22 protein-coding genes are annotated in these 19,236 nt (G+C 62.6%); 11 read left to right on the forward strand and 11 right to left on the reverse strand.

Annotation, left to right across the window (positions count from 1 at the left end; all coding sequences use genetic code 11):
• Positions 1-67 precede the first annotated feature (67 nt).
• A complete protein-coding gene (locus ACODSJ_RS08095) occupies positions 68-958 on the forward strand; it encodes a pseudouridine synthase (protein WP_489101219.1) in 891 nt (296 codons plus the stop codon).
• A gap of 85 nt (positions 959-1,043) precedes the next feature.
• Here the strand turns inward: ACODSJ_RS08095 and ACODSJ_RS08100 are convergent, their stop codons facing one another.
• Together ACODSJ_RS08100 and mobA are read right to left on the reverse strand one after the other, a co-directional pair.
• Positions 1,044-1,265 carry a YgdI/YgdR family lipoprotein gene (locus tag ACODSJ_RS08100; RefSeq protein WP_210643568.1) on the reverse strand — a complete coding sequence of 74 codons (222 nt, stop codon included), beginning with the start codon at positions 1,263-1,265 and terminating at the stop codon, positions 1,044-1,046.
• Between the two features lie 69 nt (positions 1,266-1,334).
• Positions 1,335-1,931, reverse strand: a complete 597-nt coding sequence (mobA, locus tag ACODSJ_RS08105; RefSeq protein ID WP_489101220.1) for a molybdenum cofactor guanylyltransferase MobA — start codon at positions 1,929-1,931, stop codon at positions 1,335-1,337.
• 78 nt (positions 1,932-2,009) lie between these two features.
• On the opposite strand from mobA, the gene moaB reads away from it, so the two are divergent.
• Together moaB and ACODSJ_RS08115 are read left to right on the forward strand one after the other, a co-directional pair.
• Positions 2,010-2,549: a molybdenum cofactor biosynthesis protein B gene (moaB, locus tag ACODSJ_RS08110; protein ID WP_489101221.1), complete on the forward strand. Its 540-nt coding sequence runs from the start codon at positions 2,010-2,012 to the stop codon at positions 2,547-2,549.
• A 22-nt stretch (positions 2,550-2,571) separates the two neighbouring features.
• Positions 2,572-3,759, forward strand: coding sequence for a molybdopterin molybdotransferase MoeA (locus ACODSJ_RS08115; protein ID WP_489101288.1), 1,188 nt, complete (start codon positions 2,572-2,574; stop codon positions 3,757-3,759).
• 63 nt (positions 3,760-3,822) lie between these two features.
• On the opposite strand, the gene ACODSJ_RS08120 is transcribed toward ACODSJ_RS08115, so the two are convergent.
• Complete coding sequence (locus ACODSJ_RS08120; RefSeq protein WP_489101222.1) at positions 3,823-4,131, reverse strand: hypothetical protein; 309 nt, start codon at positions 4,129-4,131, stop codon at positions 3,823-3,825.
• 327 nt (positions 4,132-4,458) lie between these two features.
• Here ACODSJ_RS08120 and yegS point away from each other — a divergent pair, with 327 nt between their 5' ends.
• Positions 4,459-5,376: a lipid kinase YegS gene (yegS, locus tag ACODSJ_RS08125; RefSeq protein WP_489101223.1), complete on the forward strand. Its 918-nt coding sequence runs from the start codon at positions 4,459-4,461 to the stop codon at positions 5,374-5,376.
• Here the strand turns inward: yegS and ACODSJ_RS08130 are convergent.
• The 3 genes from ACODSJ_RS08130 to ACODSJ_RS08140 all read right to left on the reverse strand — a co-directional run bounded on the left by ACODSJ_RS08130 (position 5,360) and on the right by ACODSJ_RS08140 (position 7,614).
• Positions 5,360-6,019, reverse strand: coding sequence for a response regulator (locus tag ACODSJ_RS08130; RefSeq protein WP_489101224.1), 660 nt, complete (start codon positions 6,017-6,019; stop codon positions 5,360-5,362). The genes yegS and ACODSJ_RS08130 overlap by 17 nt on opposite strands.
• Entirely contained in the window at positions 6,016-6,909 is an 894-nt protein-coding gene (locus tag ACODSJ_RS08135) for a sensor histidine kinase (RefSeq protein ID WP_489101289.1), read from the reverse strand. The genes ACODSJ_RS08130 and ACODSJ_RS08135 overlap by 4 nt, the downstream gene beginning before the upstream one ends.
• A 234-nt stretch (positions 6,910-7,143) precedes the next feature.
• Positions 7,144-7,614 (reverse strand): hypothetical protein, encoded by a 471-nt coding sequence (locus tag ACODSJ_RS08140; RefSeq protein WP_489101225.1) that lies wholly within the window; start codon positions 7,612-7,614, stop codon positions 7,144-7,146.
• A gap of 459 nt (positions 7,615-8,073) precedes the next feature.
• Here ACODSJ_RS08140 and ACODSJ_RS08145 point away from each other — a divergent pair, with 459 nt between their 5' ends.
• Together ACODSJ_RS08145 and ACODSJ_RS08150 are read left to right on the forward strand one after the other, a co-directional pair.
• The gene (locus tag ACODSJ_RS08145) at positions 8,074-9,003 is read left to right on the forward strand and encodes a chemotaxis protein CheV (RefSeq protein WP_489101226.1); all 930 of its coding nucleotides are present in this window, start codon (positions 8,074-8,076) and stop codon (positions 9,001-9,003) included.
• 65 nt (positions 9,004-9,068) lie between these two features.
• Positions 9,069-9,878, forward strand: a complete 810-nt coding sequence (locus ACODSJ_RS08150) for an MOSC domain-containing protein (protein ID WP_489101227.1) — start codon at positions 9,069-9,071, stop codon at positions 9,876-9,878.
• A gap of 136 nt (positions 9,879-10,014) precedes the next feature.
• Here ACODSJ_RS08150 and ppnP read toward each other — a convergent pair whose 3' ends face one another.
• Together ppnP and ACODSJ_RS08160 are read right to left on the reverse strand one after the other, a co-directional pair.
• On the reverse strand, positions 10,015-10,299 hold the full coding sequence (gene ppnP / locus ACODSJ_RS08155; RefSeq protein ID WP_489101228.1) for a pyrimidine/purine nucleoside phosphorylase: 285 nt from the start codon (positions 10,297-10,299) through the stop codon (positions 10,015-10,017).
• Positions 10,300-10,390: 91 nt separating this feature from the next.
• Positions 10,391-10,933: a 3'-5' exonuclease gene (locus ACODSJ_RS08160; protein ID WP_489101229.1), complete on the reverse strand. Its 543-nt coding sequence runs from the start codon at positions 10,931-10,933 to the stop codon at positions 10,391-10,393.
• 201 nt (positions 10,934-11,134) lie between these two features.
• On the opposite strand from ACODSJ_RS08160, the gene ACODSJ_RS08165 reads away from it, so the two are divergent.
• The 3 genes from ACODSJ_RS08165 to ACODSJ_RS08175 all read left to right on the forward strand — a co-directional run bounded on the left by ACODSJ_RS08165 (position 11,135) and on the right by ACODSJ_RS08175 (position 13,544).
• Complete coding sequence (locus ACODSJ_RS08165) at positions 11,135-11,761, forward strand: TetR/AcrR family transcriptional regulator (RefSeq protein WP_489101230.1); 627 nt, start codon at positions 11,135-11,137, stop codon at positions 11,759-11,761.
• A gap of 117 nt (positions 11,762-11,878) precedes the next feature.
• Positions 11,879-12,655: a substrate-binding periplasmic protein gene (locus tag ACODSJ_RS08170; RefSeq protein WP_489101231.1), complete on the forward strand. Its 777-nt coding sequence runs from the start codon at positions 11,879-11,881 to the stop codon at positions 12,653-12,655.
• 82 nt (positions 12,656-12,737) lie between these two features.
• Positions 12,738-13,544 carry an alpha/beta fold hydrolase gene (locus tag ACODSJ_RS08175; protein ID WP_489101232.1) on the forward strand — a complete coding sequence of 269 codons (807 nt, stop codon included), beginning with the start codon at positions 12,738-12,740 and terminating at the stop codon, positions 13,542-13,544.
• Positions 13,545-13,575: 31 nt separating this feature from the next.
• Here ACODSJ_RS08175 and dsbG read toward each other — a convergent pair whose 3' ends face one another.
• From dsbG to dsbD, 3 genes are read right to left on the reverse strand one after another with little or no spacing between them, the layout of a single operon-like run.
• Positions 13,576-14,343, reverse strand: coding sequence for a thiol:disulfide interchange protein DsbG (gene dsbG / locus ACODSJ_RS08180; RefSeq protein ID WP_489101233.1), 768 nt, complete (start codon positions 14,341-14,343; stop codon positions 13,576-13,578).
• Positions 14,319-15,188, reverse strand: coding sequence for a TlpA family protein disulfide reductase (locus ACODSJ_RS08185; RefSeq protein ID WP_489101234.1), 870 nt, complete (start codon positions 15,186-15,188; stop codon positions 14,319-14,321). The genes dsbG and ACODSJ_RS08185 overlap by 25 nt, the downstream gene beginning before the upstream one ends.
• Positions 15,188-16,915, reverse strand: coding sequence for a protein-disulfide reductase DsbD (gene dsbD, locus ACODSJ_RS08190; protein ID WP_489101235.1), 1,728 nt, complete (start codon positions 16,913-16,915; stop codon positions 15,188-15,190). The genes ACODSJ_RS08185 and dsbD overlap by 1 nt, the downstream gene beginning before the upstream one ends.
• A 203-nt stretch (positions 16,916-17,118) precedes the next feature.
• Between dsbD and ACODSJ_RS08195 the strand changes: the two genes are divergently transcribed.
• On the forward strand, positions 17,119-17,799 hold the full coding sequence (locus tag ACODSJ_RS08195; protein ID WP_489101236.1) for a response regulator: 681 nt from the start codon (positions 17,119-17,121) through the stop codon (positions 17,797-17,799).
• Positions 17,796-19,118: a sensor histidine kinase gene (locus tag ACODSJ_RS08200; protein WP_489101237.1), complete on the forward strand. Its 1,323-nt coding sequence runs from the start codon at positions 17,796-17,798 to the stop codon at positions 19,116-19,118. Before ACODSJ_RS08195 ends, ACODSJ_RS08200 begins: the two co-directional genes overlap by 4 nt.
• Positions 19,119-19,236 lie beyond the last annotated feature (118 nt).

The raw sequence follows: 19,236 nt of genomic DNA on the forward strand, positions 1-19,236 counted from the left end.
TCAGCGCTGGGCTGACGGGCATCGCTGGCAGATAATGCCCGCCTGCCTACATGATCAAGAGTTGCCAATGTCCGGTTCGTCGTTTTGTCCTGCGCGCCATCAAGCCAGCACGCTGTATCTGCCCCCCGGCGCGTGGTCGACGGTGCTGGATTGCCTGTGTGAACACTTCAGCAGCATCCGCCGTGAGCAGTGGCTGGACCGCATCGCCCGGGGCCGGGTGCTGGACGCGCAGGGCCAGGCCATTGCCGTGGATTTGCCCTATCGTGAAGGCCTGCGCATCCACTATTTTCGTGAGGTGCCCGACGAGCAGCCGATCCCGGTGGTGGAGTCGATCCTGTATGCCGACGAGCATCTGGTGGTGGCCGACAAGCCGCATTTCCTGCCAGTCACTCCGGCGGGCGAGTATGTCGAGCAGACCTTGCTGCGACGGCTGATCCGGCGGTTGGACAATCCCCATCTGGTGCCCTTGCACCGCATCGACCGGCACACGGCCGGGTTGGTATTGTTTTCGGCCAACCCACAAACCCGGTCGGCGTACCAGTCGCTGTTTCCCACGCGCCAGATCGAAAAACGCTACCAGGCCATCGCCCGCGCGTTACCCGGGTTGTCCTTTCCCCGGGTGCACAAAAGCCGGATGGTCGACGGCGAGCCTTTTTTCAGGATGCAGGAAGTGCCGGGCGAGCCCAATACCGAAACGGCCATCGACGTGTTGGAAAGAAACGGTGAGCTGTGGCGCTATGGGTTGTCGCCGGTGACGGGCAAGAAGCACCAGTTGCGGGTGCATATGAACGCCTTGGGGGCTGGGATCTGTAATGATCCGTTCTATCCGGATGTGCTTCGGGATGTCGAGGATGATTATGATCATCCGCTCAAGCTGTTGGCCCAGGCGCTGCGGTTCATTGATCCGGTCACGGGGCAGGAGCGGGTGTTTCAGAGCGGTATTGAGTTGCAGTGGTAGCAAACCGAAGCCAAAAAAAACGGTGCTATCAACATGACGCACCGTCTTTTCTTACCCCATCTCTATCGGGCAGCAACGTCGCAGATTACAGATCCTTGACGGTACGAACCTGATCCTTGTTCACGCGGGTGTGCTTTCCGTCCAGCTGTTCGAATTCGTAGAAGCCGCTTTCTTCGTCGTACTTGGGAGTGTCGACGGCCTGGATTTCTCGACCGTCATTCAAGGTAATCACTGTTGGCGATGCGCACCCGGCGAGAGTGGCGAGGCCCAGTGCGAGCATGAAAGTGGCGAGGGTCCGTTGAGTCATGGTGTTTCTCCGAAATGGATTCTTCAAGTTACTGACATTCAGACGTATACATCGCGTGCAAGTTCCTGGCTAGTGGCCTTTATGCCGCGCCAGCAGCTCCGGAGTATTCAGGTTGGCCAGGCGGGGATCGTCGGCCGGGCACTGCAGGGCAGTGGCGTGCAGTGAGCGCATGAGGCGGCCGGGGCTGCGTTCTCCCTCGCTCCAGGCTTGCTCGAAGGCTGGCGCCAAGGCCAGCGGAATGACGCACAGCAACGGTTCCCAATGTTCACCGTGCCGGATCATCAGCGGCGTGTGGGGCTGCAGGCTGGCGGTTTCGCGCATGCTGTCGAGCAGGTCGGCGTCAATCTGCGGTACATCACATGGCAGCACCAGCAGAAAGGAATGCTTCGCCGCCTTCAGGCCTGCCCGGATGCCGGCCAGCGGACCGGGGAAGTCGCCTTCGTCGTCGTGCACCAGTTGATCGGCGTACAGCGCGTAACGTTCACGATTGCGGTTGCACGAAATGATCAGGTCATCGCTCATGGCCCGGGTCCGGCGGTGCAGGTGGGCAATCAAGGGTTCGCCCTGCCAAGGCAACAGGCCTTTGTCTTGCCCGCCCATGCGTTGTCCGCGGCCACCCGCCAACAGCAGGACGGAGCAGGGTGGCAGGGGCGTTTTCGAGGTCATGGTGTGTCTCCGCACGGGCGAAAAAATCAAGGGCTGTGATATAACACCAGGCTATTTCCCATACAACTGGACGAGCCTATGAAAGCCAAGGCTGATGTACCTTTCGTGCCGCTCAACATAGCGGTGCTGACTGTCAGTGATACCCGTACCCTGGAAACCGACACGTCCGGGCAGCTCTTCGTGGACCGGCTCACGGCAGCCGGCCACCACCTGGCGGCGCGGGTCCTGCTCAAGGATGACTTGTACAAGATCCGAGCCCAGGTCGCGACCTGGATTGCCGAGGAGCTGGTGCAGGTGGTGTTGATCACCGGCGGCACCGGTTTCACCGGTCGTGACAGCACGCCGGAAGCTGTTGCGTGCCTGCTGGACAAGCAGGTCGATGGTTTCGGTGAGTTGTTCCGGCAGATTTCCGTGGCGGATATCGGCACCTCCACTGTGCAGTCCCGGGCGCTGGCGGGGCTGTCCAATGGCACGTTGGTCTGCTGCCTGCCGGGCTCCACCAATGCCGTGCGCACCGGGTGGGACGGGATCCTGGCCGAGCAACTGGACGTGCGGCATCGGCCGTGCAACTTCGTGGCCCATTTGAAAAAGGCGGCCCCTTGTGAATCCCGTGGGTAAACCGGGCAAGACCGGCGCCTTGATGGCGGTCGAGGTTGCACAGCAGCGGTTGCTGGAAATGGCGACGGCTACGCCGATCATCCAGCGTGAGCACGTGCCCTTGGCCGCCGCCCAAGGGCGGGTGCTCGCCGAAGACCTGGTGTCGACTCTCGATCTGCCGCCATGGCCCAACAGCGCAATGGACGGCTACGCCTTGCGACGGGCTGACTGGAACGGCGAGCCGTTGGTGGTCAGCCAGCGGATATTCGCTGGGCAGGCTCCGGAGCCGCTGGCTGCGGGCACCTGTGCGCGCATCTTCACCGGGGCGCCAGTCCCTGCCGGCGCTGATTGCGTCGAGATGCAGGAAAACGCCGTGATCGAGAGTGACCAACGGGTACGGTTTACCGAGCCCCTGGTCAGCGGGCAGAACATCCGAGCGCAAGGGCAGGAAACCACGGTCGGGGAGGTGGTGCTTTCGGCCGGCACTCGCCTGGGACCGATCGAACTGGGGTTGGCGGCTTCCTTGGGCTGTGCGTCGTTGGACGTGGTGCGCAAGGTGCGCGTCGCGGTGCTGTCCACCGGGGATGAACTGGTCGAGCCTGGCCAGGCACTGGGCCCGGGCCAGATCTATAACAGCAACCGTGTGCTGCTCTGCGGCTGGTTGCAACGGCTGGGTTGCGAGGTGGTGGACGCAGGCATCTTGCCCGACGACTTGCCGGCCACCCGCGAACGCCTGGCGCAGCTGTCGGATGTCGACCTGATCCTGTCCACGGGCGGCGTGTCGGTGGGAGAGGCTGACTTCCTTGGCGTCGCATTGCGTGAAGAAGGTGAACTGAGCCTGTGGAAACTTGCCATCAAGCCGGGCAAACCACTGACATTCGGGCATTTCCGTGGCGTGCCGGTAATAGGCCTGCCCGGCAACCCTGCGTCGACACTGGTGACGTTCGCGCTACTGGCGCGGCCCTACCTGCTGCGACGCCAGGGTGTCCAGTCGGTGGCGCCGCTCAAGTTCACGGTGCCGGCCGGTTTCGTCTGGCCGAAGGCTGGCAATCGGCGAGAGTACTTGCGAGGCCGTCTGGAGAATGGTCGGGCGATCATCTACCGCAACCAGAGTTCTGGTGTTCTGCGCAGCGCAGCCTGGGCCGACGGTCTGGTCGAGGTGCTTGAAGGCAGGACGCTGGCCGAGGGCGATGAGACAGGTTTCATCCCGTTGAGCGAAGTCCTGGGTTAGCGACCTGTTCCGGCCCGGACAAGGATGCCCGGGTCGCTCGCGGTACGCGTCTCTTGCATTGCCTTAGGGCGTGAGCAGCGTCACCAACTGCTCGAAGCGGCTGTTGGCAATCCAACCCAGCAAGCCGACCACCACGGCTGCCGCCCCGGCCGAATAGGCCACCCGGTGGCGGATCACCTTTACATCGGTGCGGATCTCATCCATGTCCCTGCGGATGTATTTAAGGTGGGTTTCCAGTTCAACGACGCGCGGTTCCAAATCAATTCCTCCGGCGGGACGCTTGCAATGCTTGCATTCGTCTTGGGTATCGGTTCGCCCGCTTCCGAAAGACGCGGGTCGTCGGTGCGGCAGTTTGTATTCACGGCTATGCATGGGACGGTATATCCCCTTGGCTACCCGTGTTCGAACTGCTGATCTGGCCCTCGCGGGCCATGACGTCTCCATCCATGGCTTGCTACATCCTTGTGTCATGAGCGTTTTATTGGTCCAACCAAAGTCTCTCAATACCGCCGGAGGGTCAATTGAGCGGATTCGCCAGGTCTTGTAAGAAAACTCTTCGAATGCGGAACGATGGGCTGATCTGTCCGGCCGCTGGCTCTCGGCACGCCATTACGGCTTTTCATTAATTTGCGATACGCCGGGCTTTTTCGCGCGCGGGCGCGGTCCCATCTCCTGAGCCTTCTATTGACGGAGACCACGATGAGCAAAGGCAAGGCGCTGTTGATCCTGCATGGCAAGCAAGCGCTCAACGAAGAGGTTCGGGCGGCGGTGATGCTCAAGCGCAAGCAAGGCTGGGACCTGGCGGTACGCTTGACCTGGGAGGCCGGTGATGCCCGGCGATGTGTCCATGAGGCGCTGGACGCCGGCTACACACGGCTGATCGCCGGTGGTGGAGACGGCACCGTGCGGGATATCGCCGAAGCGATCGCCCTTCGATCGAGTGAGGCCAGCCTGGTGTTGCTACCGTTGGGCACGGCCAATGATTTTGCCCGGGCGACGGGTGTCCCGCTGGAGGTGGAGCAGGCGCTGGACCTGCTGGATGTCGCGCCACGGGCCGTTGACCTGGGTGAAGTCGGTGGCCGGGTTTTCCTGAACATGGCCACTGGCGGTTTCGGCAGCCAAGTGACGGCTAATACATCGGAAGATCTCAAGAAAGTCCTGGGGGGCGCCGCCTATCTGTTTACCGGGCTATCGCGATTCAGTGAGCTGAGCGCGGCCTACGGCGAGCTTCAGGGCCCCGGTTTCCACTGGCGAGGCGACTTGCTGGCCCTGGGCATCGGCAACGGCCGGCAGGCCGGAGGAGGGCATGTGTTGTGTCCGCAAGCGCTGGCGGATGACGGGTTGCTGGACATCAGCATCCTGCCGGCGCCGCAGGAGGTGGTCAGTACGTTGAAAGACTTGCTGGCTGGCGGCCTGGGCATCGACAACATGTTCGTGCGGGCCCGTTTGCCGTGGGTGGAGATCAAGGTCGCCCAGGGGTTGGACATCAACCTGGATGGCGAGCCGCTGGAAGTCGACAGCCTGCGTTTTGCGGTGCGTGCAAAAGCCCTGCGCGTGCACTTGCCGGCCGATTCGCCGCTGCTGGGCGAGGCGGTGGTGCTCAATCGTCCAGGCTGATGATCTGCTCGCGCACGGCGAACAGCACGAGGCCGGCCACGTCGTGGATCTGCAGGCGCTTCATGATCTGTGCACGGTGGGTTTCCACGGTCTTGATGCTCAGGCTCAGGCCGTTGGCAATTTCCCGGGTGGACTTGCCGCGCACGATCAGCCGCAGGATTTCCAGCTGGCGTGCCGTCAGGTTGTGGGCCTGGGCAGGATCGGGGCGTTGTCGCTGGGCGCGGGTCAGCGCCTGGTTGATCACCGTGTGGGCGATGGCCGGGCTCAGGTAGCGTTCGTTATTGCGCAGTGCCTTCAAGGCGTGTTCCAGCTCGTTGGCCGTGGTGTCCTTGAGCAGGTAGCCATGGGCGCCGGATTCCAGCGCCTGCATGATCAGCGCCGGGTCGGTGTGCATGGAAAGGATCAGCACCTTGCTGTGGGGGCGCACCCGCTTGAGCTGTTGCAAGGCATCCAGGCCGCTGGTGTTCTTCATGGAAATGTCCAGCAGCACGATGTCGGGGTTGAGCCGCTCCACCAGCTCCACCAGTTGCGCACCGTCGTTGGCTTCGCCGATGACGGCATAGCCTGGGATGTCCATGACCAGGGCGCGCACACCGGCGCGGATCAGCGAATGGTCGTCTACCAGGAGCAAATTACAGATCAATGGAGCACCTTATTCTTACTGGCCCGTTCCAAGGCGCGTGGCGCCCAGGGCAAGCGTGCCTCGATATGCGTGCCTTTGCCGGCCTCGCTGATGACTTGCAAGGTACCGCCCAGTTGTTGGGCGCGCTCGGACATGCCCGCCATGCCACGTTGGCCTTCTCGAGCGGGATGGATGGCCGGGATGAATCCCTGGCCGTCATCGATGATCTGCAGCGTCAGGCCTTCCGGCAGGCGTTGCAGGCGCACCAGCAGGTTCTTCGCCTGGGCATGGCGCAAGACGTTGGTAATCGCTTCCTGGGTAATGCGAAACAGCGCGACGGTCATTTCTTCGGGAATGCCGGTCATGCGTTGCTGGCAGTCGAGGCTCCATTTTACCGGGGCGTTGGCCAGGGTCTTGAGCAGATGTGCCCGCAGGCTGGCCTCCAGGCCCAGGCTGGTCAGTTGCCTTGGGTTGAGGATCGCCGATACGTCACGGACTTTGTCGAGGGTTTCTTCCAGGGCTTCGCACAGTAGCGCGCATTGGCCTTGCAGTTCTTCCGGCATCCGGCGCTTGAGCCATTCGCCTTGCAGTTTCGCGGCGGTCAGCAACTGACCGATGTCGTCGTGCAATTCGCGGCTGAGGCGATGCCGCTCGTTTTCCTGGACCTCGAGCAATCGGTCGGCCAGTTCCTGGGGTTGGAACTTGATGGACTTGCGCGAGAGTCGGTAGCGGACCCAGACACAAGCCATGGCCGCCATGTTCAATGCCAGCAAGCCCAACGACACCGTCTGCCCCAGCACGTAAGCCTGCAGGCAGCCGAGGGCCGAGCAGATGCACAATAACAATGTGAACCGGCGGGCGTTTTCTCGGGAGGGTGGCCAGGTGATGAATGACTTGAGGCTGGCGTGCATAGCGGATGGAGCCAATGAATGTTCGCTGCGGGCAGGGCTGGTCAGCGGATCTGACAGGCCGGGTCGGGTAAACGTTTCAGGTCGAGGGTGGCTTCAGCTGGCGAATGGCCGGTGCGGTCTTGAAGCGACTGACGCGCGAGATAGTACCACTTCGTATATCGTTGGTCGCGCTCGGCTTACAAGCTTGCTGGCGCGACGAATCAGGCACATCGTGCACAGCCGGGTTCATCGCTCTCAGGCTTGTTTCTGGGCGTAGTTCACCAGGGTCATGGGGCGTGAGGTCGCCAATACCTGGCATGGGCTCTGGCCTACCTGGAACGCAAAGGCTTCGATCAACGAGGCCTGTTCGCTGTTGTCCAGGCCCAGCTTGCCGGTGGTGGGGTCCACCAGCTCCAGTTGCCAGGCCATCAGGGTGAAGCAATCCTTGAGGGCGCCCAAGGCCTGGTCATGCAGTTCCATGTGGTTCTGCGCGTGGCTGAGCAAACCATGGATGTGCAGCGAAAATTCCGACACGGCTTCCAGCGCCAGGGCGTTGGCCTTGTTTGCCAGCTTCAGCAAGGAGCTGAGCATGCAATCGATGGCGTCCTTGTCGTTGCTGATCAACTGCAAATGACTCAGGCATTCCTCTGACTTGGCCAGAAGCGTTTCCGCTTCGGTCAGGAATTCGGGAAGGCGTTGGTTCCAGTTCCTACTGTCGTTCGGCATGATTATCTCCACAACTTCAAGTCAGGCGACGGAAAACCGTGTATGGCGAACGGCTGGATCTCGCGGCTGGCGGCGAACGGACGCATGTCGACACGTCCATGCGATTGAGCGCGGGCGAGATCGGCCGATAGGTGGAAAGTCCGATGTCCTGCGGATGCGCACAAAAGCCTGACTCCGTTCAGCAATGAGAATGGCGTCACATTAATGGCTATTGGATAGCGGGAATATCAGGTTGGACCTGATTGTGCCTAGGGGAATCCCTTAGGCAGGGGAACCTTTAGCGAAAAAAGAGGTCGCGCGGCGAGAAAAAGAGCGAAATGAGATTCGTGAAGCCAGTAAAGCATGATGTTACCGTGATATCAATTCCCCTGATTTGTATTTTGTAGAGGGGTCAAGATCTGACGCATGCCGCCGATACCTCCTTCATAAGGTTTATTCGAACAAGCCCAGGAGTCATCGATGGCCGGCATTCTCGACACGGTAGATCAACGAACCCAATTGGTGGGTGAGAATCGCCTGGAAATTCTCATGTTTCGACTGGCGGGCCGGCAACTCTTCGCCATCAACGTGTTCAAGGTCCAGGAAGTGCTGCAACTGCCGAAGTTGACCTTGATGCCCCAGCGTCATCCGTTCGTGTGCGGCGTGGTCAATCTGCGGGGCCAGACCCTGCCGGTGATCGACTTGTCCCAGGCCATCGGCATGCGCCCGCTGGTGCCGGGGCCTAACAGCACTATTATCGTCACCGAATACAACCGTTCGGTGCAGGCGTTTTTGGTGGGCGGCGTGGACCGCATCGTCAACATGAACTGGGAAGCCATCCTGCCGCCGCCGAGCAGCGCCGGCCGCGAGCATTATCTGACCGCCATCAGCAAGGTCGATGATCAGTTGGTGGAAATCATCGACGTGGAAAAGGTCCTGGCCGAAATCGTGCCCTACAACGCCAAGGTTTCCCGGGACAAACTCGAAGACCCGTTGCTGGAGCGTGCCCGCGGACGCGAAGTCCTGCTGGTGGACGACTCCAACGTCGCGCTCTCGCAATTGCGTGACACCCTGGGCCAGCTGGGGGTGAAGATGCACATCGCCAGTGACGGCCTGAAGGCCCTGAACATGCTCAAGGCCTGGGCTGATTTCGGCGAGGTGATGACCGACAAATTGCTGATGATCTTCACCGATGCGGAAATGCCCGAAATGGACGGCTACCGTCTCACCACGGAAATCCGCAACGATCCACGCCTGCGTGGCCTCTATGTGGTGCTGCACACCTCGCTGTCAGGCAGCTTTAACGAATCGATGGTGAAGAAGGTCGGCTGCGACAACTTCTTGTCCAAGTTCCAGCCGGACAAACTCGTCGACGTGGTGCGCCAGCGCCTGGCCCTCGACGTGAAGTGATCATGGTTTGATTCAATGGCCGGCTCGTATATGGTGGCACTTTTTCGCCTCCAGGGAAGTTGACCATGTTGCGGCTCAGTGCGCTGTATCGTTATCCGTTGAAATCCGGCAAGGGCCAGTCCCTGCAAGGGATTGGCCTGGACGAGCTGGGCCTGGACGGAGACCGGCGCTGGATGCTCGTGGATGAGGCCAGCGGGCGTTTCCTGACCCAGCGGGCCGTGGCGAAGATGAGCCAGCTCTCGGCCTTGTGGAACGAAGCGGGTGGCCTGACGCTCAGTGCGCCGGGTTATGGCGCCATCGACGTGCCGCTGCCGCCCGTCGTGGAAGAGCAGCGGCGCGGTGTGATCATCTGGCGCGACACCTTGCGCGTGCCGGACGCCGGGGAGGCGGCCGCCGCCTGGGTCAGCGAGTTCATCGGCGCTCGCACCCGGCTGGTACATGTGCCGGTGGAATTGGCACGTACCACCGCCGCCGGTTATGGCAAGGATGACGACAAGGTCGCCTTCGCGGACGGTTTCCCACTGCTGCTGATCGGCCAGGCTTCCTTGGAGGACCTGTCGAACCGGGTCGGGCGTCCCCTGGAGATGCTGCGCTTTCGTCCCAACCTGGTGATCGAGGGCAGCGAGGCGTTTGCCGAGGACGGTTTCAAGCGCATCCGTATCGGCGATGTGGAGTTTCGGGTGGTCAAGCCCTGCTCGCGTTGCATCATGACCACCGTCGACCCACAGACCGGCGAGCGCGATCCGAACCGTGAGCCTTTCGCTACGCTGCAGCAATACCGCTCGACGCCGGACGGCGCGATGTTCGGCCAGAACCTGGTCAATGACGGCGATGGTTGGCTTGAGGTCGGCATGCCGGTCGAAGTGCTCGAATAGCAAGATCCATGAACAAGAATGCCCGTGTCACTGGACACGGGCATTCTTTATTTACGCTACAGCTTTTTTGTAGCTTCTGTGGCGAGGGAGCTTGCTCCCGCTGGGCTGCGAAGCAACCCATTGCACTACTGGGGACTCAGCCGCGGTATTCGCACAGGTAAGCGGTGTCGACGGCCACTTTGAGCTGGAACTTGCTGTTGGCCGGTACGTTGAACTGGCTGCCCGCCTGGAAGGTTTCCCAGTCAGTGCTGCCCGGCAGTTTTACGGTCAGGGCGCCGGAGACGACGTGCATGATTTCGCGCTGGGCAGTGCCGAACTCGTATTCGCCCGGTGCCATGACACCGATGGTCGCAGGGCCTTCGGCAGTGCCGAAAGCGATCGACTTGACGGTGCCGTCGAAGTACTCGTTGACTTTGAACATGGGCGATTCCTCAAGAAAAGGGGCTGAAAAAGGCCGGCCAGTATGCACAAGGCTTTAGCGTTCGTCATCTGCTGCGCCGCAGGGCTGTTGTTCAGCCGGCAAGCACCAGGGGCAGCAGGCGCGCGGTATTGCGGGCATCTTCCAGCGCCCGGTGTTGTTGACCGCTGAATTGCAGCCCGGCCAGTTGCAGCGCGCCGTTGAGCCCCAGCGGGCGTTCCAGCCGGCGAGCCTTGGCGAAGCGCTGCTTGAGATTCATGTGCGGCACCTGGCCCAGTACGCTGGCCAGTCGCTGCTGCTGCCATTCCTGAAGCAGCTGTTTACGGTCGTAGTCGCCCCAGCTGACCCAGCTTTCCAGTTTCGCGTGATACGGCGCCAGCCAATGTTCGAAGGCCGGCCAGACCTCGGTCAAGGGCGCGGCCCGGTCGATGTCGGCCTGGGTGATGTGGGTCAGCTCGCGGCAGAACGGCGTCAGCAGCGGTCGCCTCAAGGGGCGCACGAAACGCTGGAAGTGATCGACCTCGCGACCGTCACGATTCACCAGCGTGGCGCCGATTTCGATAATTTCCATTTCGGTTACCGGCCAGCCACCTTCATCGGTGGTGGCCTCCAGATCAATCACCAGCCAGTGAGGCATTGCAGGATTCCCGGTATCGGCGTGCAGATGGGGTTGAGCATAGACAAACCCTGCGCTGGCGTCTCGATCCGCAGTCAACGACCACCCGCTGCGCTGCCCGAGCGCTTGCTTGGTTGCCCGGGCCGGCATAAATTGCCCGCGTCACCCCGCCGCTTCGGTGGAATGGCCGCACCTTGATAGAGCCACAGCAGGAGAAAACGGGTGGACGAGCAAAAAGCCCAGGTCGTGATGCGAGCACTGATCGACAGCGGGCAACTGACCGACCCGGACAGTGCGCGCGGCAAGTTGCTGCAGACCGCCGCCCACCTGTTTCGCAACAAAGGCTTTGAGCGCACCACGGTGCGCGACCTGGCGAGCGCCGTGGGCATCCAGTCGGGGAGCATCTTTCACCATTTCAAGAGCAAGGACGAGATCCTGCAAGCGGTGATGGAACAAACCATCCGCTATAACACGGCGTTGATGCGCGCGGCCCTGGCCGAGGCGGGCAGCGTGCGCGAGCGTTTGCGCGCGCTGATTCGCTGCGAATTGCAGTCGATCATGGGCGGAACCGGCGAGGCCATGGCCGTGCTGGTCTACGAATGGCGCTCCTTGTCTGCGCAAGGGCAAGCGCAGGTGCTGGCCTTGCGTGATATTTATGAACACTTGTGGCTGGAAGTCTTGGGTCAGGCCAAGGATGCCGGGTATATTCGCGGGGATGTATTCATTACCCGGCGTTTCCTCACCGGCGCATTGTCCTGGACCACCACCTGGTTTCGCGCCGAAGGCGGCATGAGCCTCGATGAGCTGGCCGAACAAGCCCTGATCCTGGTACTTGAAGAAAAACAATAATCGCACAAGGCCTTTAAATGACCTTGTGACTGGCTAAGTGGCGCAAACCGCCTAGCTTGAGTGTATGGATGGATACTTTTGGGGGAGTGGGTGATCTTGACGTTTTCGCCGATGGGGATGACTGCGCGTGTCCTGCTGGCTGTTCTGGCCATTTTCCTGGCGCTGCCGGCTTCGGCGGCGCAATTGGTCCGGATCGGTGCAGCACATTTTCCGCCTTACACCGTTCGCCCTGAAAATGGGGCCGATACGGGCCTGCTGCCGCAATTGGTGGAGGCCTTGAATCAGTCGCAGGCCGATTACCAGTTCGTGCTGGTGCCGACTTCGATTCCGCGTCGTTTCAACGATTTCAAGCAAGGCCGGGTCGATATGGCGATCTTCGAGAACCCGGACTGGGGCTGGCAGGATGTGCCGCATACGGCCGTCGACATGGGGCTGGAAGACGCGGAGATCTTCCTGACCCAGCGCCAGGCGGATCGCTCGCAGGCCTATTTTGATGACTTGCGGGGCAAGCGCCTGGCCTTGTTCAGCGGTTATCACTACGCGTTCGCCCAGTTCAATGCCGATCCCAAGTACCTGGCTGGCCAGTACAACGCCACGCTGACCTATTCTCACGACAGCAACATCCTGATGGTGCTGCGCGGGCGTGCCGACATCGCGTTGGTGACCCGTTCGTATCTCAATGACTACGTGTTGCGCAATCCCGAGGTCGGCCCGCAGTTGCTGGTGTCCGAGCGCATCGACCAGGTTTACCATCACTACGCACTGATCCGCCCGCAGGCGCCCATCACTCGGGAAGCGTTTGGCGCATTGCTGCAAAAGCTGCGTGACAACGGTCAGTTGCTGAAGATCTTCCAGCCTTACCAGATCGAATTGGTGCCGAACCACAGCCATTGAAGCGGCACTGAGTTTTCGTTCCGGGGGCTCGTCATGGGCGGTTTGTCGGCCGCGACCTGGAGCAGCATTAAGGAGAACATTGATGCCCTTTGCAACGATCGACGGACAACCACTCCACTATCTGGACCAGGGGCAAGGCCCGGTGGTGCTGCTGGGCAGCAGCTATCTGTGGGACCACACCATGTGGGCGCCGCAGATCGAGGCGTTGTCCCGGCATTACCGGGTGATAGCCCTGGACCTGTGGGGCCACGGTCAGTCCGGTCGCTTGCCCGAAGGCATGACCTCGCTGGATGACCTGGCCCGCCAGGCGTTGGCGTTGATGGATCATCTGCACATCGATGGCTTCAACCTGGTGGGGCTGTCGGTGGGCGGGATGTGGGGCGCGCGGCTGGCGCTGATGGCGCTCAAACGGCTGCAGAAACTGGTGTTGCTGGACACCTACGTGGGTGTCGAGCCGGAACCGACCCGCCAGTATTACTTCTCGCTGTTCGACAAGATCGAGGCCAGCGGGAGCATTCCCGAACCGTTGCTGGACATCATCGTGCCGATCTTCTTCCGGCCGGGCATCGACTCGCAGTCGCCGCTGTACCAGCAGTTGCGCGGGTCGCTGGCGGCATTGCCGGCCCAGCGCCTGCGCGACAGCATCGTGCCGCTGGGGCGGATCATTTTCGGCCGGGACAGCATCCTGTCGCGCCTGCCCGAACTGGATGCCCAGCGCACGCTGGTGATGTGTGGCGACCAGGACAAGCCACGGCCACCGTCCGAAGCGCTGGAAATGGCCGAGTTGATCGGTTGCCCTCAGGTATTGATCCCGGAGGCAGGGCATATCTCCAACCTGGAGAACGCCGCATTTGTGACCGAGGCGCTGCAGGGGTTCTTGCGTAGCTGATCTGCTCGCGATGAGGCCCGCACAGTCGACCTTATTTCGGCCCGAGTATCTTCACCAGCTTATCCGCCGACGGCGCGCCTTGCTGCTGTTGCAGTTCACCTTTCTCATCCAGATAGAAAATCGCCGGGGTGGCGGACAGTTCCAACTCGTCCATCAACTGCTGGTTGGCGTCCAGTTTCGCCTGGATGGCCGGCGGTACGTCCTTGAGCGGTTTGAGCGCGCTGCCCTTGCCGGCCTTTTCGTGTTCTGCCAGGGCCTTCTGCGGGTCGTTGGCGGCCAGCAAGGCGGCGGATTTGCCTGGGCTGTCTTCGCGGATGATGCCCACCATGATGTGGCGCAACTGCACCTTGCCCGCCTTGACCCATGGCCGCGCCTGCTCCCAGAACATGTTGCAGTACGGGCAGTTCGGGTCGCTGAACAGGTACACCGTGCGCGGTGCGTCCTTGTTGCCGTCGGCGATCCAGTTGCTCGCTTCCATCTTTGCCCAGATCTGCTTGGCCATCGGTGCGTAGACCAGTTTTTGCAGCGGTTCGGCGCTCAGGTCCTTGCCATCGGCGTCATACAGGTTGCCCAGCAGAACGTGCTGCCCGTCTGGGGTCAGGTACAGCGCCATGCCTCGGTTCTGGTATTGCGCCGCGTAGCCGCGCAATCCGTCAGGTGCTTCGAAGGTACCGACGATTTTCGCACCCTTGGCTTCGATCTTCTGGATGGCCGCGGGCAACTCTTCGGCCTGCAGCAGTGGCGCCTGGGACAGGGTGGCGGCGACAGCCAGGGTCAGCAGGTGGCGGAGGCAGGGCATGGCGGTTTCCTTGTGTCGGAGTGGGGTGCCGTGGTCGAACCCGGCGTTTCGAAGTTTTCCAGGGCACGGGCCAGGCTCGCTTCGGACAATTCGCCCAGGTGGCTGCCCAGTAGTCGACCATCGGCGCTGTAGAACAGGGTAGTCGGCAAGGCCATGGAACCGACGGCCTGGCTGAGGCGACCACTGCCATCGAACAGCACGTTGGTCAGGCTCAGGCCTTGGGTTGCGAGGTAGGTGCTGACGCTTTGCATGCTTTCGGCCTGGTTGACGAACAGGAAGGTCAGGTCCGGACGCTGCTGTTGGGCTTCTTCGAGCACCGGCATCTCGCGCCGGCACGGGGGGCACCAGGTGGCCCAGAGGTTGATCACCAGGGGCCCGCCCTGATAATCGGTGAGCTTCACCGTTTCGCCATCGGCATTGCGCAGCTCGATTTCCGGCAATCGCGTGCCTTGCTCATAGATCGTCAACGACAGGCTCGCTACCAGCCAGAACAGCAAGCCGCTGCCGACACCCAGGCCCAAGGGTCGACGCAGGGCCGGGCGCCGCCGGGCCCAGAGCAACGCGCAGATCACCAGGGCAACGGTGCCCGGCCAGGCCAGGAAACCGCCGTCGCGCAAATCGACGATCTGCAGCGGATCGTCCCGGTAGTGTTCCCAATAGGCGATGACAAAACCGATCCGCGCGGCCAGGAGCCCGAGCAAAAACAGCACGAAGAGTACCGACTCGGGGTTCTCGCCCCCGCGTTTGGCGACTCGCCAGCCCACCACCGTCGCCAGCGCCAGGGCGCTGATCAGCAGCAGGTGGTTAAGGGCGATGGCAAAGGTGCCCAGGGTCAGGGTCAACATCAGCGCGCGTTCCGGGTGATGTTCCAGCGCTCCAGGAACGCCTTGGCATCGACTTCCCCGGTGATCCGCTGGCTACGCCGCTCGGCACCGTCGGCACCGAGCCATAGCAGGCTCGGCGGCCCGGGCACCTGGTAACGGCTCAGCAGTTCGCGACTGGCGGCGTTGTCGGCAGTTACATCGAGGCGCAGCAGGCGCACACCCTTCAACGCGTCCAGCACCTCGACGCGGCTGAAGACCTGTTTCTCCATGATCTTGCAGGACACGCACCAGTCGGCGTAGTAATCCAGCAACACCCATTGGCCCTGGGCCTTGGCGGCGTCCAGTTCCCTTTGCAGGGCAGCGGGCTCGCTGACGGTGACGAACGCATCGTGGGCGCTGGTCGCCGCGTCGGTCTCGGTGCCGGCGTACACCTTCAACGGCTGGAAGAAATCATCGCCGCCGCCCGCCGCACCGATCACCAGCAGGCTGCCCCACAGGCCGAGCAGCAACGCGGCACTGCCGCAGACATAGGCGATGCGGCCGAACCCTTCGGTCTGGCGCCAGGCGCTGTAGGCGGCGATCAACAACAGCACGCCCCACAGACCGACCCACAGGGAACCGTCGACAACCGGCCGTATCATCAACAGCGCTGTGCCCAGGAACAGGAAGCCGAACACGCCCTTGAGCACATTCATCCAGGCGCCGGGCTTGGGCAGGAAGCGGTTGCCGACGGTCACCAGGAGCAACAACGGCAGGCCCATGCCAAGGCCCATGGTGAACAGGATCAGCCCGCCATGCAGGGCATTGCCGCTCTGGGCGATGTACAGCAGCGCGCCAGCCAGTGGAGCGGTCATGCAGGGGCCCACGAGCAGGCCGGACAGCGCACCGAGAATACCGGCGCCCAGCAGGCTGCCGCCGCGTTGCTGGCGCCCGGCGTTTTCCAGGCGGTCACGCAGGGCGGCCGGTAATTGCAATTCGAAGAAGCCGAACATGGGCAGCGCCAGGACGACGAACACCGTCGCGAAGGTGCCCAGCAGCCACGGTTGTTGCAGCAGCGCCTGGAGGTTGGCCCCCAGCAGCGCGGCGAGCACGCCCATGGCGGCGTACACCAGCGCCATGCTGATCACGTAGCTGGCCGCCAATGCCAGGCCACGCCGGGGGCCGGCGCCGCTGCCCACCACCAGCCCGGCCAGGATCGGCAGCATCGGCAGCGAACAAGGCGTGAAGGCCAGCAGCAGTCCCAGGCCGAGGAAGGCCAGCAGGCTCCAGCCCAGCGCCCGCTGCTGCAAGCCGCTGGCGAGGGCCTGGTCCGGGGCTTCGCCGCTGGCGGACGCCGGTGCATTGCCGCCCAGGTCGACGACTTGGGTCTGGGGTGGATAGCACAAGCCGGCGTCGGCACAGCCCTGGAAGCCGACCTTGACCTTGCCCGTCGCGCCGGCGGGAATCTTCAGCTCCAGCGCCTGGCGGTAGACCTGCTGGTTGCCGAAAAACTCGTCGCTGTGGGCCTCGCCCTCCGGCAGTGGCGGTTTCTGCACGTCGGCCAGGCCATCGAACTTGAGGCGTTGCTGATAGAGGTAGTAGCCGTCGGCGATCTGCCAGAACAGCTGGGTTTCACCCGAATCCAGGCGCTCGGAGGTAAACACGAAGGCCTTTTCCACGGGCAGGAAATCGGGTTTGGTCTCGAAGGGATTGGCGGCCTGGGCCAGGCCTGAGACCAGCAGCAGCCACAACAAAAACAATCGACGCATGGATAAAGCCTTAAGAACGAAGAGAAACGAAGCAAGTGGAAAGCACAATGGCGGCCATCGATTAACCGTCGATTAACCCGACGACGAGCGGCTGGCCTCGGTTTTATTAAAAGACTAAGGATCGCCCATGTTTGCCGTACTCGTCGCATAATGTCGGCTTAATCGGCCGGCGGCCTAATGTACCCTTTTCCACGAGGCTTACCATGCACGTACTGGTCTGCGAAGACGATGAGTTGATCGCCAGCGGGATCGTCGCCGGGCTCACGGCCCAGGGCCTGGCGGTCGAGCACGTGGGCACGGCCTCGGCGGCGCGGGCGATGGTCGGCGCCGCCGAGTTCGACGTCATGGTGCTGGACCTGGGGCTCCCCGACGAAGATGGGCTGAAGTTGCTCAGGCAATTGCGCCAGCAAGGCCTGGAGATTCCGGTGCTGATCCTCACGGCCCGCGACTCGGTGACGGATCGGGTCGACGGCTTGCAGGCCGGCGCCGATGATTACCTGCTCAAGCCCTTCGACCTGCGCGAACTCGCGGCGCGCCTGCACACCTTGTTGCGGCGGGTGGCGGGGCGCAGCGTCAATCTGATCGAGCACGGTCGCCTGACCTACGACCCGAGCAACCGCGAAGCCACGCTGGATGGCCAACCGGTGGACCTGTCACGGCGCGAACAGTCGCTGTTGCAGGCGTTGCTGCACAGCCGTGGCCGGGTGCTGTCCACCGAGCAGCTCAAGGACAGCGTCTATGGCTTCAACGATGAGCTGGAAAGCAACGCGCTCAACGTCCATATCCATCACCTGCGGCGCAAGCTCGGCAATGGGATTGTCGAGACGGTGCGCGGCCTGGGTTATCGGCTGGGGTCGGCCGATGGCGGGGAATCGTCCAAGTGATGAGCCTGCGACTGCGCTTGAGCCTGACCCTGGGCGCCGCCTTCGTCCTGATCTGGGCGCTGGCAGCGGCGTGGATGCTCAGCGACCTGCGCAACCAGATGATGTTTTCCCTCGATCAGCGCCTGGTGGCGTCGGCACGGATGGTCGCCGGGTTGCTGGAACAGATGCCGCCACTGCCCACCAAGGGTGACGGCACGCACCTGAGCACCGAGCAGTTGAGCATTCCCGGCGGCATGGCCTGCCAGGTCAGCTCCTTGCGCGGAGAGATCCTGGCGCGCAGCCACGGTACGCCGGAACAGACCCTGGAAGCCGAGAAGATGGGGTTTCACGACCAGATGATCGACGGCGCGCCCTGGCGCAGCTTCACCCTGGCCCGGGGCGACGTGCGAATTACCACGGCGGACCGGCAGATCGAGCGCGAGGCCTTGAACCTGTCGATACTGTTGGCGGCGTCGGTGCCGGTGGGTGTCGCGTTGCTGGGTTGCCTGTGCCTGCTATGGCTGGGTATCGGCCAGGGGCTGGCGCCGCTCAATCGCATGCGTGACGCCTTGATGCGGCGCAACGCCGATTCCCTGGAACCGTTGCAGATCCATCCGTTGCCCAGTGAGTTGCGGCCATTGCTGGAAACCCAGAACCAGTTGTTCCAGCGTATCGGCAAGACCCTCGAACGCGAGCGCCGGCTGACGGGCGATGCCGCCCACGAACTGCGCAGCCCCCTGACTGCCATCAAGACCCACTTGCAAGTGGCACGCATGACCGAAGGCGCGGCCCGCGACCAGTCCCTGGCCCGGGCGGAGGAGGGCGCCGACCGCATGCACCGCACGCTAGAGCAGTTGTTGCTGCTGGCGCGGGTCGAAGGCAGCCTGTCCTTTGACGACGGCGTGCAATGCAACGCCGAGCAGGTGGCGCGGTTGGCGATCCAGGACGCGACCGGCGGCGCGCCCCGGCGGATCAAGCTGCACGTGGCGCCTGATGTGTCCGATGCGCCCGTGCAGATGCCGGCGGTGCTCTCCATCGCCGCCGTGCGCAATCTGCTGGATAACGCCTTGCGTCATACCCCGGGCGATACCGATGTGGAGCTGAACCTGGAGATGATCGGCCAGCGTGTGCGGTTCCAGGTTCGCGATCACGGCCCCGGCATTGCCGCCGACGATATCCAGCACCTGACCCAGCGCTTCTGGCGCAATGGCCAGAGTACCGGTTGCGGGCTGGGGTTGGCGATTGTCCAGGCGATTGTCCAGCGTTGCGGCTGCGGGCTGCATTTCGACAGCCGTGCCGACGGGCTGCGGGTCGAGTTGACGGTGCCGGTGGGTCAATAAGGATTCGATTTGGCCAAGCAGTTGAAGCGCGGATCCCAAAACACCACATGCCCCGGTGGGAGCGAGCCTGCTCGCGATGGCGGTAGATCAGCGATATTGATGTCGACTGACACGCCGC

The organism is Pseudomonas sp. FG6 (assembly GCF_057809015.1).

What these genes read in the sequence shown, in the direction of transcription:
- ACODSJ_RS08140 (WP_489101225.1), bottom strand. Translation starts at nt 7,614, where the DNA reads ATGCCGAACGACAGTAGGAACTGGAACCAACGCCTTCCCGAATTCCTG.
- ACODSJ_RS08160 (WP_489101229.1), bottom strand. Translation starts at nt 10,933, where the DNA reads ATGCCTCACTGGCTGGTGATTGATCTGGAGGCCACCACCGATGAAGGT.
- yegS (WP_489101223.1), top strand. Translation starts at nt 4,459, where the DNA reads ATGAGCAAAGGCAAGGCGCTGTTGATCCTGCATGGCAAGCAAGCGCTC.
- ACODSJ_RS08100 (WP_210643568.1), bottom strand. Translation starts at nt 1,265, where the DNA reads ATGACTCAACGGACCCTCGCCACTTTCATGCTCGCACTGGGCCTCGCC.
- ACODSJ_RS08185 (WP_489101234.1), bottom strand. Translation starts at nt 15,188, where the DNA reads ATGTTGACCCTGACCCTGGGCACCTTTGCCATCGCCCTTAACCACCTG.
- ACODSJ_RS08120 (WP_489101222.1), bottom strand. Translation starts at nt 4,131, where the DNA reads ATGCATAGCCGTGAATACAAACTGCCGCACCGACGACCCGCGTCTTTC.
- ACODSJ_RS08115 (WP_489101288.1), top strand. Translation starts at nt 2,572, where the DNA reads ATGGCGGTCGAGGTTGCACAGCAGCGGTTGCTGGAAATGGCGACGGCT.
- ACODSJ_RS08170 (WP_489101231.1), top strand. Translation starts at nt 11,879, where the DNA reads ATGACTGCGCGTGTCCTGCTGGCTGTTCTGGCCATTTTCCTGGCGCTG.
- ACODSJ_RS08195 (WP_489101236.1), top strand. Translation starts at nt 17,119, where the DNA reads ATGCACGTACTGGTCTGCGAAGACGATGAGTTGATCGCCAGCGGGATC.
- ACODSJ_RS08175 (WP_489101232.1), top strand. Translation starts at nt 12,738, where the DNA reads ATGCCCTTTGCAACGATCGACGGACAACCACTCCACTATCTGGACCAG.
- mobA (WP_489101220.1), bottom strand. Translation starts at nt 1,931, where the DNA reads ATGACCTCGAAAACGCCCCTGCCACCCTGCTCCGTCCTGCTGTTGGCG.
- dsbG (WP_489101233.1), bottom strand. Translation starts at nt 14,343, where the DNA reads ATGCCCTGCCTCCGCCACCTGCTGACCCTGGCTGTCGCCGCCACCCTG.
- moaB (WP_489101221.1), top strand. Translation starts at nt 2,010, where the DNA reads ATGAAAGCCAAGGCTGATGTACCTTTCGTGCCGCTCAACATAGCGGTG.
- ppnP (WP_489101228.1), bottom strand. Translation starts at nt 10,299, where the DNA reads ATGTTCAAAGTCAACGAGTACTTCGACGGCACCGTCAAGTCGATCGCT.
- dsbD (WP_489101235.1), bottom strand. Translation starts at nt 16,915, where the DNA reads ATGCGTCGATTGTTTTTGTTGTGGCTGCTGCTGGTCTCAGGCCTGGCC.
- ACODSJ_RS08150 (WP_489101227.1), top strand. Translation starts at nt 9,069, where the DNA reads ATGTTGCGGCTCAGTGCGCTGTATCGTTATCCGTTGAAATCCGGCAAG.
- ACODSJ_RS08095 (WP_489101219.1), top strand. Translation starts at nt 68, where the DNA reads ATGTCCGGTTCGTCGTTTTGTCCTGCGCGCCATCAAGCCAGCACGCTG.
- ACODSJ_RS08135 (WP_489101289.1), bottom strand. Translation starts at nt 6,909, where the DNA reads ATGCACGCCAGCCTCAAGTCATTCATCACCTGGCCACCCTCCCGAGAA.
- ACODSJ_RS08145 (WP_489101226.1), top strand. Translation starts at nt 8,074, where the DNA reads ATGGCCGGCATTCTCGACACGGTAGATCAACGAACCCAATTGGTGGGT.